Here is a 13,364-nt window from a genome sequence, read left to right on the forward strand (position 1 = left end):
AAGCACGAATTAGCTTTTTGCGATTCGAACTTACAATCTAATTTTAACTATGGTTAAGGTTTTTTAGATTCGAATAAAGCCTTTATCTTTCCTAATGAGTCAAGTGCTCCATCAAGTGTTTGATGAACAGGTGTCTTGTCCCCATGCTTCTTATCTAATGTGTCTGATGCATTTTTTGATACAGCATCAATGGCTGCCTCAAGAAGTTTATTCATGAGTACAGGGGTTTCCTCCCCTAACGCCTCAATTTGAGCCTTGAAATTTTGGAATGATTTTGCCAAGGCTTCCTTATGCGCATATTCTTGCTGTAAACGTAATGCTTCACTTCTTCTTTTTGAAGAGAACAACGCTAACCAAATTACAGGTATAATTATCGGTGCTTTATATAAAATATTAGAGGCCAATGTTGTTAATTCTGGAATGTTATGAAACTTTATATAAAACCAACCAAGCTCTTGAGTCATTGATACAAGTGCAGTAAAAATTAAACAGGCAATTGTACCGTAGAATATTATTGTGTTTTGAATAATCGGACCATCAAAGCTGACTTTCATTTCTCTATATGCGCTTGCTAAACCAGCGCTAGTTGCACTAGGGAGTAAACTCTCTATCTCTTCAACAAGAGTTTTATATTTTAACTCTTGAGTTTCTTTGAATTTTTCTAGTTCTTTTTTTCTAGTGTCAATTTCTGATTTCAATCCTCCTTTTCTATTTTCATCATCCTGAAGTTCACCAAAAACTAGATTGTAATAATTACTGAAGTCATCAATCTTTGACCTGAGCTTTACAAGTTGGGATGCGCTTTCTTTCGCATCTGACTCTATATTATCGAGAGCAACGTTTATTTTCTGTTCTACAGAGTCATCGGTTGAAGTTCCCTCAAAGAGAATTTCAGAGAAATTCAGTATTTTTTCATGGGCTTGAGTTATTTCTGACTCAAACTCTTCCATCCTAGTCTTTAAACTTTTGTTCACGGAGTTATTAAAATAACCTTCATCTAGGTTTGTGATTTTTTCACTAATTATTTCGCAGTTTTCCAGTTCTGATGCTGCGTTATTCTTTATTTTTTCAATTTCATCTAACAGGTAATCGGCGTCAGATTGGATAGAGTCAAATTTTGTGGTGATTTCTCTATTAATTGAGTCTAGGCTTATAGAAATCTCTTTTGTATAGGATGAAAAGGCTGTTTTAGCCGCTCTAGCTGCCTTTCCTGTTATTACTTGGTATGGGCGTATATAAGTTAACAGATTATCCAAGTTAGAGTTGGCTTGAATGATATGTTGAATATTTCGGCTGCTATTAAAGCTCGATATGCTTTGCAGACACGCAGTAGCTTGGCTTGAAAAATTGCTCCATGTTTGTTCTGGTATTAATTCTGGGTCGCAGGCTAATAAAAGTTCATTTATAAATGCTACAACTTTCTTGAGTCTTGCTATTTCAGTTGTATCGGTGATGACTGTTTTATCATCTGAGTTGATACTATCTTTTAACGATACAATTTGAGACCAAGTATCTTGGAAGGGATGCTTTTCAAAATTTTCTATCCAGCGACTCATAAATAACACCAAAAAAGTTAATACAAAATGTCATGTAAGTATGAAATATAATAATCACTCAAACGAAAGCTAATTCTTAAAGTCACAACCCAATATAATCTTTATTGAAAATGCAACCTTAGAAAACAACATCAACTAAGGCGGTTTATCCTCAATTGAGGCATGGTAACTGACGCAGTGAACTATGCAAACTGAATGAAGACAAAAAGCAGTCGGAGATCAATAAATTTGTTAACAAGGTGATTGGTGGCGATTTTTTGAACTCTTGACTTTAAAAAGCGACACGAATTCGGATTATGGGGGGGAGTATGTCATAGTTATTGCCTGCCGCCAGAATTGAACAAACCAAGATTGTTGCGCAGCGTCAACGTTGTCTGGAGCTGTCCTGCTGATGCATCAATTCTGCTGACGCAGGGGTCAATCAGCTGGTCATGTTGCTTGATAATGTCCCTCTGGTTTCACCTGTAAACTGCCGACCCAAGGGGCGGCAGTTTCAATAAATATGGTCTTGGGAAGGCTATTTATCCGCCTTGCCCGCCGCATCGGCAAGTTTGGCCAGCTGTTTGTCATACCAGGCCACCGGGCGGTTTTCATCTTCCGCACGCTCCTTGCGCCTGATGGCGTTGCGCACCGCCATGGCGCCCAGCCAGCGAAACGGCTCGGGCGGAAAATAGCCGCGCGGGCCGCTGACCAGCGCGCATTCACGCCAAGGCTTGTCCTCCTCCCGCACTTCATCGCGCACCAGGGCCGCCAGGAGCTGGCCGCCCATCCAGCTTTGCGCCACTCCGTTGCCTGAGTAGCCGAGGCCATAGACGATATTGGGCTGCCCTCGCCAGTGGCCGAAGAAGGGGAGGCCATCTACCGAGCGGTCGGAGGCGCCGCACCAGCTGGCGGCGATGGGCACCTCTTTGAGCGCCGGAAAGAAGCGGCGCAGGGTGCGGGTAAGGGGGGCAAGGTAACGGCTGGGGGCATCAAACTCGGCCAGATGGCGGTTGGCAAAGGCGAAGGTGTTGCCCCCCTTGCCCAGCATCAGCCGCCCTTGTGGAGTGGAGCGGTAGTAATGGACAAAGGTGCGGCCATCCACCACGCTGCGGCCGTGCTCAAGCTGCTGGGCAGCCAGTGTATCCGGCGCGGGGTCGGTTATCACCATATCGGAGGAGACCAGCACGATACTGCGGCGAAACTCGCGAAAGTGCTGCACCATGGCGCTGTTGAGGGCCAGTACCACCTTGCGGGCACGTACCTCACCTTGCGGTGTTTGCACCCGCGCTGGCTGGCCCGCCTCAAGGCGCTGCATGGGGGAGTGCTCATAGACCTCGATCCCCAGTTCCCGCGCTACCCGCAGCAGGCCGCGCACCAAGAGCGCCGGTTGCACCGAGCCCGCGTGGGGGCTGTAGAGCCCCTCCAGATGAACGTGGGAACCGCACTGGCTCGCCAGTTCACCCTCTTCAATCGCCTGCCACTGGTTAAGGTCTGCGCGCTGTAGCTCCCGCAATACCGGCTCCATCAGGCCACGCTGGGCCTCGCTGGTGGCGGTGTAGCAGGTGCCCTCGACCCTCAGCTCTGCCTCTATGTTGTGCGTTTCGCAGAAGTGGGCGATCTCGTGCACCGCCTGCTCGGATCTTTGTACCAGCCAGGCTGCCTGCTGCTCGCCAAAGAGGCGCCTTAACGTCAAATACTTGGCCGACCAGGTGAGCAAACAGCCGCCGTTGCGCCCGGAGGCGCCGCTGCCGCAGCGATCTTTTTCCAGCACTATGACGTGCAGGTGGGGCTCGGCCTGTTTAAGGGCGATGGCGCTCCACAGCCCGGTAAAGCCGCCACCGACGATGCAGACATCGGCCTCGTGGTTGCCGACTAGGGGCGTGGGCGGTGCGGGTTGTTCGGCGGCGAGCGCTTCGGCCAGCCAGAAGGGGAGAGTGGACATGATGACTCCTCGATAAGGTTATTGGTGGCGCCAGCGCTGGGTGCGATCCAGCAGGGCGCGGCTCAAAAAGAGCTGGAGCAGCTTGACGGTGGCGGCGGCCAGCAGGATCAGGGTGGCCATGGCGGCAGCCGCGGCGGTATCGCCGGAATCCTCCATGTTGAGCACGGCGATGGAGGCGAGCACGCTGTCGCTCGAGTAGAGGAAGATCACCGCCGAGGTGGTGGTCATGGCGTTGACGAACAGGTAAATGAAGATCTCCAGCAGCGCGGGCAGGGAGGCGGGCAGGGTGACTCGCCAGAACGCCTTCCAGAGCGGAATGCGCAATGAGATGGCCACCAGCTCCAGCTCCTTGGGCAACTGCTTGAGGCTGGTCAGCGCCGTCATATGGCCCACCGTGTAGTAGTGGATGACGCAGGAGAGCACCATCAGCGGCAGGGTGCCGTATAGGCCGCCAAAGAGCGGATTGCCGTTGAAAAAGAAGATATAACCCAGCCCCAGCACCATGCCGGGCACCGCCAGCGACAGCATGGCAAGCAGATGTAGCAATTGGCGCAGCGGCGCAAAGTGGCGCCCCTTCTCCTGCGCCCAGGCCAGCACCATCACCAGCACGGTGCCGATAAGCGCGGTATAGAGGCCCAGCTGCAAGGTGTTGGTAAAGGGCTGCCAGCCGTAGACGCTATTGCTGTCAAAGGCGTAGTGATCCAGCGTCAGCTCGAGGTTGTAGGGCCAGAACTGCACCAGGGAGCCGTAAACCGCCATCCCCACCAGCGCCAGAAACAGCAGGGCCAGAGGGTACACCAGCCGAGCGCCAGCAGGTCACGCAGCCGATGGGGTTTGGGCTGATAGGGCACCGCCTTGGTGCTGCTCTGCTCCTGCATCTTGCTGCGCACTCTGTGCTCCAGGGCAAAGCTCACGAGCGCCGGCAGCAGCAGGGTGACGCTGGCAACGGCGCCCAGCGAGAAGTTCTGCATCCCGATCACCTGCCGGTAGATGTCGGTGGCCAGCACGCTGTACTGGCCGCCAATCACCTTGGCAACCCCGAAGTCGCAGATGGTGAGGGTGAAGACCGCGATGGCTGCGCTGAGCAGGCCATAACGGGCGGTAGGCAGGGTGACGGTGACAAAGGTGCGCCAGCCGCTGCTGCCCAGCACCCGGGAGGCTTCATAGAGGCGGGCATCGCTCTGACCCAGCGCCGTGATGAGGATCATCAGGGCGTGGGGGAAGCACCAGAAGCCCAGACCAATGACGATGCCTATGGGGCCGTAGATGCTCTCGCCGCCAAGTAGCCCCTTGGCGATCCCCTGATTGCCAAACCAGTAGACCAGACTGATGGCGGGCAACAGGGAGGGCATCAGGAGCGGGATCAAACCGATGAGGCGAAACAGGGGCTTGCCCGGCATGCAGGTGCGGGTGAGGGCATAGGCGTAGCCAAAGGCGATGGTCACCACCAGCGCGGTGATCAGCACCCCGAGCCAGAGGGTGTTGCCGATGGTGCGCCCCAGATGAGGGGAGTCGAAGTAGGCGCTGAAGTTGGCAAGGCCCACCCAGAGGCCGTTCTCATCCTGCAGGCTCTTTTGCAACATGGTGAGCAGTGGCAGCAGCAGACCGCCGGTGAGCAGGGCGATGCCGAGCGCAAGCAGGAACAGTTGCAGCAGCTGATCCCGGCTCCAGCCGCGACAGAGCCGCTGCCAGCGAGAGTCTTGGCGGGCTGTCGCTGGTGGCAGCAGGGAGGAGGTCGCAATGGGGGCAGTCATGGGCGCTCTCCTTCAAACAGCTGCATCGCCCCGGCAGGCCAGTGCAGCGAGCAGCGCATGCCGCTGCGCCAGCCACCCTGTTCGTGGCGGGGCAGCTCGTGGGTCGGGCGCTCCACCAGAATTTGCTGCGGGCCCAGATAGGTGTCGGCGGTGCAGATAAGGCGCTGGGCGGCACCGAGAAACTCCACCTGATCAATCTGAGCGTCGATGCCGTGCTGCCCAAGAGACAGCTCGCTCGGCGCACTCAGGGTGATCGCCTCAGGGCGGATCGCCACCTGCAATTTGCTGCCGGCGGCGGCCCGGTTGGCAAGCTGCAGCGGTTGTTCGTTGAGGCGCACCTGAGTGGGGCTCAGCACCAGGGTGTCGAGGAAGTTCATGGTGCCGACAAAGCTTGCCACGAAACGGCTGGCAGGCTGGTGGTAGATCTCCTGCGGGGTGCCCACCTGTACGATGCGGCCGCCTTCCATCACCACGATGCGATCGGCCATTGTCAGCGCCTCTTCCTGATCGTGGGTCACCATGATGGTGGTGATGCCAAGGCGCTGCTGCAGGGCGCGGATCTCGCTGCGAAGGTGGGTGCGCACCAGCGCATCCAGCGCGCTGAGCGGTTCGTCCAGCAGCAACAGGCCGGGGGAGAGAGCCAAGGCCCGGGCCAGCGCCACCCGCTGCTGCTGGCCGCCGGAGATCTGGCTCGGGTATTTGTGGGACTGGGCAGTGAGATCCACCAACCCCAGCCAGTGATCTACCCGTTCCTTGATGAGATCCCGTGCCAGCCCCTGATTCTCAAGGCCGAAGGCGATGTTCTGGGCCACCGTCAGGTTGGGGAAGAGGGCGTAGGACTGAAACACGATGCCAAAGTCGCGCTGTTGGGGTGGCAGGCGGGAGATGTTGCGCCCCCCTTGCCAGATCTCGCCACTGTCCGGCAGATCCAGCCCGGCGATGGCTCTGAGCAGGGTGGTTTTGCCGCAGCCGGAGGGGCCGAGAAAGCAGATAAACTCCCCCGGCTCAATGGTCAGAGAGATCCCCTTGAGGGCCTGAAAAGCACCGAACTGCTTGTTGAGATGTTGAATGTCCAGATAGGGCTGGGTCATGGTTCGACTCGCTACTGATTTGGTATATACCAGTTTGCGGGGGAAGTGTGACGGTCAGGTGATCGGGGGATGACAGCTTGATGACAGTCAGATGACGACGGGTCGACAGCAGGTGGCTTGGCACCGTGCGGATGGGCGAGGCGTCGCTAATTGAAGGCAATACAAACTCGGGAAGTTAAAACCAAAAAGCGAAGGCCAACACCTGTTGGCCTTCGACTGGCAGTTTATTGGTGGCGGTGTGTGGGGTGTGAACAAACCGCAGCCCTTCACGCTTACTGCTTGGCTTCGGTCTTGCCGTCGAAGCTGGCGCTCCACTGGGCCAGAATGGTATTGCGCTCGCGGGCAGCCCAGCTAAAGTCGTTGTCGATCATCTGGCCTTTGATATCCGCCGGATAGCCCGCTCTCGGTTGGGCTACATCGGGGATGGCGACCACGGCGAACGACTTGTTGTAGAGGGCGTTGGCCTGTTCGGTGGCGGCAAAGTCGAGCAGCTGTTTGGCGGCATCCAGCTTGGGAGTGCCCTTGATGATGGCGGCAGCTTCCATATCCCAGCCCGATCCCTCTTTCGGGAACACCACCTCGATGGGGGCTCCCTTGGCTTTGAGGCTGGTCGCCGGGAAGTCGAAGGAGATACCGATCACCGTTTCACCGCTGGCGGCCAGCTTGCAGGGGGCGGAGCCCGAGTGGGTGTAACGGTCGATGTTCTGGTGCAGGCCGTTCATAAATTGCCAGCCTTGCTGCTCGCCCATGGTCTGCAGCCAGCCCGCAACGCTCAGGTAACCGGTGCCGGAGGAGCTGGGGTTGGGCATGATCACCTTGCCCTTGTAGATGGGCTTGGTGAGGTCGGCCCAGCTGGTGGGCGCCGGGATCCCCTGTTTTTCCGCCTCTACCTTGTTGAAGCAGATGGCGCTGAAGAAGGCGTCCAGACCGATCCAGTGCGGCTCGGCCTTACTGTCGCGAAAGCGGCTGTCGAGCTTATCCAGCCCTTTCGGGGCATAGGCATTGAGCATCTGCTGCTGATCGAGCTGCATCAGGCTGGTGGCGGCCAGTCCCCACACCACATCCGCCTTGGGCTGCGCTTTTTCTGCCAGCAAGCGGGCGGTGACCACGCCGGTGGAGTCACGCACCCACTTGATGTTGATATCCGGATGCTGGCGTTCGAACGCGGTTTTCAGCTCGTTGAGCTGCTCCGGTTCGAAGGCGGTGTAGACGGTGAGATCGGTCGCGGCCAGTGCCGGGGCTGTCATGGCTGCCAGCATGGCGGCGGCCAGCAGATGGGTTCCCTGTTTCATCCTCTTCTCCAGTTAAATTGGTTTGGTATAAACCAGATTGGTCGAGAGAGAGGCTAGGGGATCTTTATGACGTGACCGTGACAGCCCCGTGACGTTTTGCCGTTCCTGATTTGTCCGTGACTAATCCTGGGTATCCACCTCGATCTCCAGACTATCGTGGCGCCAGTACTCCAGATCGAAGTCGAGCACCCGTCCGTGCTGATCGAAGTTGAGCCGCTCGAGGCGCAGGGCGGGCAGACCGGCGGTGGCCCCCAGCGCCTTGGCCACCTCGTCCGGCAGGGCTGTGGGGAAGAAACGTACCTGCATGCGGGCGTAGTGGAGATCGTAATGGGCCTGGTAGATCTCGGTCAGACTGCCGTTGAGATCCAGTGCCAGCAGGCCGGGCACCCGCTCTGGCAGGCAGTGGTTCTCGCAGTAGCAGATGGCGCGCCCGTTGGCGTAGCGCAGCCGTTTTAGCAGAAACAGGCTGTCGAACGGCTTGAGCTGCAGTTGCGCCATCAACGCGGGCGGCACCGCCTGGCGGCTTTTCTCCAGCAGCTCGGTGTGCGGTTCTCCCCCTTGCTCCCGCACTATCTGGTGAAAGTTGGAGGTGCGTCTGGGGTTCAAGCGAAAGCGCGGCGGAGTGACGAACCAGCCGCGGCGATCCTCCCGATAGATAAGGCCGTTCGCCTCCAGCTGCACCAGTGCCTCGCGGATGGTGACTCTTGTGGTGCCATAGAGTTCCCCCAGCAGCCGCTCGGAGGGAAGCTTGTCGTTGGGGGCCAGACCCCCCGCCAGGATCTGGTTGGCGAGGGCATCCTTGATCTGCAGATATTGCGGTTTGCTCATGAAAATCCCTGGTTTTGCAATAAGTTGTGCAATGAGTTGGGCAATGGGCTGGGCATAGGGCAGGTCATCTGCCCGGTCGTTACACGGCAACATCAACATGCGTTGGTAGATACCAGTATCGCCCCTGCTGTTCAGGCTTCCTAGATTATCGCGATCCCGGCGCTGAAAATGAATTTTTTGTTGCACGTAGCGCCACCCCTTTGACCTTGGCGGGGCAGTTACCCACAATGCGCTCATTCTGGTATATACCAAAAGGAGCGAAGTCATGACCCATATTCCTGCGGCCCCCGGCGCCGTCGATTACCTGCTGCTGACCCCGGGCCCCCTCTCGACCACCGCGACTGTGCGTGCCGCCATGCTGCAAGACAGCTGCACCTGGGATGCGGACTACAACCAGGGGGTGGTGGAGCCCATCCGCCGCGAGCTGGTGCGGCTGGCCACTGGCCCGGAATATCAAAGTGACTACAGCGCCGTGCTGCTGCAGGGGAGTGGCAGCTATGTGGTGGAGAGTGTGCTGGGCTCGGCGATCGGCGTCGATGAGTGTCTGCTGATCATCAACAACGGCGCCTACGGTGCCCGCATGGGGGAGATGGCCCGCTGCCTTGGCCTGCGCCACCACGAGCTGGACTGCGGTGAGACCACCCGCCCGGAGCCCACCGCCATCGAGGCGATGCTGGCGCGCCACCCCGAGATCACCCATCTGGCCATGGTCCACTGCGAGACCACCACCGGTATGCTCAACCCCCTTGAAGAGGTAGCTGAGCTCTGCCAGCGCCGCGGCATCCGCCTGATCGTCGATGCCATGAGCAGCTTTGGCGGTATCCCCATCGACATGGGTCGCCTTGGCATCGAGTTTCTCATCAGCTCGGCCAACAAGTGCATTCAGGGGGTGCCGGGTTTTGGCTTTGTCATCGCTCGCCGCGTCGCGTTGGCGGCCTGCGCCGGGCGCGCCCGCTCGGTCTCCCTCGACCTGCATGCCCAGTGGCAGACCATGGAGCAGCAGGGGGGCAAGTGGCGCTTTACCTCGCCCACCCATACCGTGCTTGCCTTTGCCCAGGCCCTGCGCGAGCTGGACGAGGAGGGGGGCATTGAAGCCCGTCATCAGCGCTACAGCGAGAATCAGCGCACGCTGGTGGCGGGGATGGCGGCGCTCGGCTTTGCGCCGCTGCTGCCAGAAAAATGGCAATCTCCCATCATCACCGCCTTCTACTCTCCGGCCCACCCTGACTACCGCTTCGCCGACTTCTACCAGCGGCTCAAGGCGCAGGGTTTTGTTATCTATCCAGGCAAGGTCTCCCAGGCCGATTGCTTCCGTATCGGCAATATCGGCGACGTGACCCCGGAGCGGGTGCGCAGCTTGCTCGCCGCCATGGCCAGCGCCTGCTACTGGCAAGGGGACGCGCGATGACCAGCATGCTGGCTCAGGGTCGTGATCTGCGTGGCCGCGATTTGCATGACCATAAGCTGCACGGCAGCGGCCGCGCCGACAGCGAAGGGGATATCAACCTCGGCGAGGGGCGGGCGCGCTGGTGGGCAGACCAGTGCGAGGCGGTGCAGGCGGGATTGGCTGAGGATAGCCGCTACTTCCTCCATCAGGCACTCTCCACCCCCTGTCTGGATCTGCTTGAGCGCGCGCAGGGGAGCTGGTTGACCAGTGTATCGGGCAAGCGTTACCTCGATTTTCACGGCAACAGCGTCCATCAGCTGGGCCACGGCCACCCCAGGGTGGTGGCCGCGGTGCAGCAGCAACTCGCCGATCTGCCGTTTGCGCCCCGCCGCTACACCCATCAGGTTGCCATCGACTGTGCCCGCACCCTGGCCGAGCTGGCCCCCGGCGATCTCAACCGGGTGCTGTTCGCCCCCGGCGGCAGCGAGGTGGTGGGGATTGCTCTTAAGCTTGCCCGTTTCATCACCGGCAACAGCAAGGTGGTGTCCCTGTGGGATGCCTTTCACGGCGCCTCCCTCGATGCCATCTCGGTCGGCGGCGAGGCCTGTTTTCGCGCCGGTATGGGCCCCTTGATGGCCGGAGTGGAGCGCATCCCGCCGCCCACCCGTTATCGCGGCGTCTGGTATCGCGGGGAGGGGGATGACCTGCACTACGCCGATTATCTGGAGTACGTCATCGAGAAGGAGGGAGGGATCGGCGCCTTTATCGCCGAGCCCATCCGTAACACCGACGTACAGGTGCCCTCGAAGGCCTACTGGCAGCGGGTGCGGGAGATCTGCGATCGCCACAAGGTGCTGTTGATCGTCGACGAAATCCCCAATGCCCTGGGCCGCACCGGCCACTGGTTCAGCTTCGAGGAGTTCGGCATCGAACCCGACATCATCTGTCTGGGCAAGGGGTTGGGGGGCGGGGTGGTGCCGTTTGCGGCGCTCATCACCCGCGACCGTTTCAATCAGGCCGCAGCTATTTCGCTCGGTCACTACACCCACGAGAAGAGCCCCATCGGCTGCGCGGCGGCGCTCGCCACCATCACTACCATCCGTGAAGAGGGATTGCTGGCAAAAGCGCAGGAGGATGGCCGTTTTATGGCGGCCGAGCTCGGCAAGTTGGCCGAGCGTCACCCGCTGATCGGGCAGGTGCGCGGTATTGGTATGCTCTGGGCGCTCGATCTGGTGGTCGATCACCAGAGTCGCACCCGCAATAGCCAGGCCACCGAGCGGCTGCTCTACCGCTGTCTGGAGCTGGGGCTCAGCTTCAAGGTCTCCCAAGGGAACGTCATCCAGCTCTCGCCCCCACTCAATATCGCCCGCGCCGATCTGGTGCGCGCCATTTCCATTCTCGATCGCGCATTGGGCGAGATCGCACTTTCACCGAAACAGGAACATCACCATGACTGACTTGCAGACTGCCATCGACCCGACCACCGATGTGGAGGCGCTGATCCTCGACTGGGCTGGCACCGTCGTCGATTTCGGCTCCTTCGCCCCCACCTCCATCTTCGTCGAGGCCTTCGCCCGCGCCTATGACTTTCCCGTGACCCTGGACGAAGCACGCCAGCCCATGGGCCTTGGCAAGTGGGATCATATCGCCGCACTGGGCCGTCTGCCCTCGGTGGATGCGCGCTGGCAGGCTCGCTTCGGCCACCCCATGAGCCACGCCGAGGTGGATCACATTTATCACACCTTTATGCCGCTGCAGATTGCCGCCGTGACCCGCTTTGCCGCCCCCATCCCCGGTGTGCTGCCGGTGTTGGACGCTCTGCGGGGGCAGGGGATGAAAATCGGCTCCTGCTCCGGTTATCCCCGTCCGGTGATGGAGGCGCTGGTACCTGCTGCGGCCGATCACGGCTATCGGCCGGATCACTGGGTCGCCACCGATGACCTCAAAGCCGGTGGTCGCCCCGGCCCCTGGATGGCGCTGGCCAACGTGATTGAGCTGGGAATAAGCGCCGTGCATCGCTGCATCAAGGTGGATGACGCCGTGCCGGGTATTAGCGAAGGGCTTAACGCGGGCATGTGGACGGTGGGATTGTCGGTTTCCGGCAACGAGTTTGGCGCCACCTGGGAAGAGTTTGTCGCCATGAGCGAGGCGGAGATCGCCGCCCGGCGCGCACCGGCCGAGGCCAAACTGCGGGCGGCGGGGGCATACTATGTGATTGATACCCTGGCCGACATCGCCCCGGTTATCGCCGATATCAACCGCCGTTTGGCCGCTGGCGAGCGGCCGTAGGCCATCTGCTTGGTCTAACAAAAGCGCTTGGCTGGCTTGAGATACAACACGCCCCCATCCGGGGGCGTGTTGCATTTAAAGGGGGAAGCCGTGCGCGGTCAGCGGATATCGACCCGCATCAGGGGATAGGGGGCGTTGTCGACAAAATGGTGCCAGATATGGTCGTAGAGCGCCTTCTGGCCGGGGAAACTCACCAGCGCTTTTGCTTCGGCCAGGGAACACCAGCGATAGTCTATGTGCTCGTCGTTGAGGATCACCGCCTGATTGGGCGGGCAATAGACTACAAAGACCGGCACCACCTCCACCGTATTCAAGCTCGCCTCGTAAAACTGCTCCAGATACTGGCCGTTGTAGAGTTCGGTGACCCCGATCCCCGTCTCTTCGCCAAACTCCCGAATAATGGTCTGCCAGCCGGTTTCACCCGCCTCCACCGTGCCCGCCACATGGCACCAGAAACCGCCCTTGATCCGCTTCATCACCAGCAATTTTATTTCGCCATCGCCAGTGGTGAGGGCAACGCTAGAGACGGCCTTGCAGCGAATGGGGATCATGATCTTCTCTCCGGGTTTGGGCTCTGTGATAGCCATGAACAGAGTGAAGGCGTGTTAATTGAAATACGCCTCGGCGGGCAGGCCCATGACCTCTATTTCATTCAGGCCATTTTTGGCCAGATAGTTGGCCACCAGATTGAACCCCACCCAGTAACCGGCATATTTGGGAAATGGCCGGTTATCACGGCAGTAGAAAAAGTCTAAAAAGTTGAACTGCTTGCTGGATAGATGGGGCGTCATCTCTGCCAGGAGCGATTGCCAGTCATGATGATGAGACTCCTTGAACAGCGAGGGGAGTGTGCCACCATTGAACCTCTGCTCAAAGTAGCAGGCCAGTCCTTCAAAAATCAGGTTTTCGGCCAGTGTTTCTGCTTCCACCTTATTCTTCTTTTGCACGATATGGTGGACTTCGTGGGCCAGCACGGCAGGTAATTCGGTGATGATCACCTCTTTGATATCAGGCCGTTCCAGATCAAGCTGGAGTTCTATTCGATACATGTTGATGGCCCAGCCACCGATACCCGAATCGGGAGCATCCCCCTCGGCAAAAGGGCTGAAGGTGACATCCAGTTGGGAGAGATCGAACAAGGCATTCAATTTGTGCGCCGTCTCGGCAAAAACGTGCCTAATGGTGTCATCGAGCCCATCGAATTTGCCCGAGTCGTTTAACAGGGTGAGTTGCATCCAGACAT

At 58.4% G+C, this 13,364-nt stretch carries 10 protein-coding genes and 1 pseudogene; 3 read left to right on the plus strand and 8 right to left on the minus strand.

The window, feature by feature from the left end:
• Positions 1 to 53: 53 nt before the first annotated feature.
• The 6 genes and pseudogenes from ACTG2J_RS09575 to phnR form a co-directional block, all read right to left on the minus strand.
• Positions 54 to 1,556: a hypothetical protein gene (locus tag ACTG2J_RS09575; protein ID WP_162628419.1), complete on the minus strand. Its 1,503-nt coding sequence runs from the start codon at positions 1,554 to 1,556 to the stop codon at positions 54 to 56.
• A 517-nt stretch (positions 1,557 to 2,073) separates the two neighbouring features.
• Positions 2,074 to 3,480: an FAD-dependent oxidoreductase gene (locus ACTG2J_RS09580; RefSeq protein WP_113739950.1), complete on the minus strand. Its 1,407-nt coding sequence runs from the start codon at positions 3,478 to 3,480 to the stop codon at positions 2,074 to 2,076.
• An 18-nt stretch (positions 3,481 to 3,498) separates the two neighbouring features.
• Positions 3,499 to 5,234, minus strand: a pseudogene (locus ACTG2J_RS09585) (putative 2-aminoethylphosphonate ABC transporter permease subunit).
• A complete protein-coding gene (locus ACTG2J_RS09590; RefSeq protein WP_425855296.1) occupies positions 5,231 to 6,325 on the minus strand; it encodes a putative 2-aminoethylphosphonate ABC transporter ATP-binding protein in 1,095 nt (364 codons plus the stop codon). The pseudogene ACTG2J_RS09585 and the gene ACTG2J_RS09590 overlap by 4 nt, the downstream one beginning before the upstream one ends.
• A gap of 272 nt (positions 6,326 to 6,597) precedes the next feature.
• Positions 6,598 to 7,617, minus strand: coding sequence for a putative 2-aminoethylphosphonate ABC transporter substrate-binding protein (locus ACTG2J_RS09595; RefSeq protein ID WP_113739953.1), 1,020 nt, complete (start codon positions 7,615 to 7,617; stop codon positions 6,598 to 6,600).
• A gap of 120 nt (positions 7,618 to 7,737) precedes the next feature.
• Positions 7,738 to 8,445 (minus strand): phosphonate utilization transcriptional regulator PhnR, encoded by a 708-nt coding sequence (gene phnR / locus ACTG2J_RS09600; protein WP_005352498.1) that lies wholly within the window; start codon positions 8,443 to 8,445, stop codon positions 7,738 to 7,740.
• Between the two features lie 265 nt (positions 8,446 to 8,710).
• Between phnR and phnW the strand changes: the two genes are divergently transcribed.
• Genes phnW through phnX form a run of 3 tightly spaced genes read left to right on the plus strand, consistent with a single transcriptional unit; the run spans position 8,711 to position 12,121 of the window.
• The gene (gene phnW, locus ACTG2J_RS09605; protein ID WP_113739954.1) at positions 8,711 to 9,853 is read left to right on the plus strand and encodes a 2-aminoethylphosphonate--pyruvate transaminase; all 1,143 of its coding nucleotides are present in this window, start codon (positions 8,711 to 8,713) and stop codon (positions 9,851 to 9,853) included.
• Positions 9,850 to 11,289 (plus strand): aspartate aminotransferase family protein, encoded by a 1,440-nt coding sequence (locus ACTG2J_RS09610; protein ID WP_113739955.1) that lies wholly within the window; start codon positions 9,850 to 9,852, stop codon positions 11,287 to 11,289. The genes phnW and ACTG2J_RS09610 overlap by 4 nt, the downstream gene beginning before the upstream one ends.
• Entirely contained in the window at positions 11,282 to 12,121 is an 840-nt protein-coding gene (phnX, locus tag ACTG2J_RS09615; RefSeq protein WP_113739956.1) for a phosphonoacetaldehyde hydrolase, read from the plus strand. The genes ACTG2J_RS09610 and phnX overlap by 8 nt, the downstream gene beginning before the upstream one ends.
• Positions 12,122 to 12,219: 98 nt before the next feature.
• On the opposite strand, the gene ACTG2J_RS09620 is transcribed toward phnX, so the two are convergent.
• On the minus strand, positions 12,220 to 12,672 hold the full coding sequence (locus ACTG2J_RS09620; protein WP_439997428.1) for an NUDIX hydrolase: 453 nt from the start codon (positions 12,670 to 12,672) through the stop codon (positions 12,220 to 12,222).
• Between the two features lie 54 nt (positions 12,673 to 12,726).
• Positions 12,727 to 13,356, minus strand: a complete 630-nt coding sequence (locus ACTG2J_RS09625) for a DUF2268 domain-containing putative Zn-dependent protease (RefSeq protein WP_043824168.1) — start codon at positions 13,354 to 13,356, stop codon at positions 12,727 to 12,729.
• Positions 13,357 to 13,364 lie beyond the last annotated feature (8 nt).

This window comes from Aeromonas sp. 6P (genome assembly GCF_051919525.1).
Lineage (GTDB): Bacteria > Pseudomonadota > Gammaproteobacteria > Enterobacterales > Aeromonadaceae > Aeromonas > Aeromonas veronii.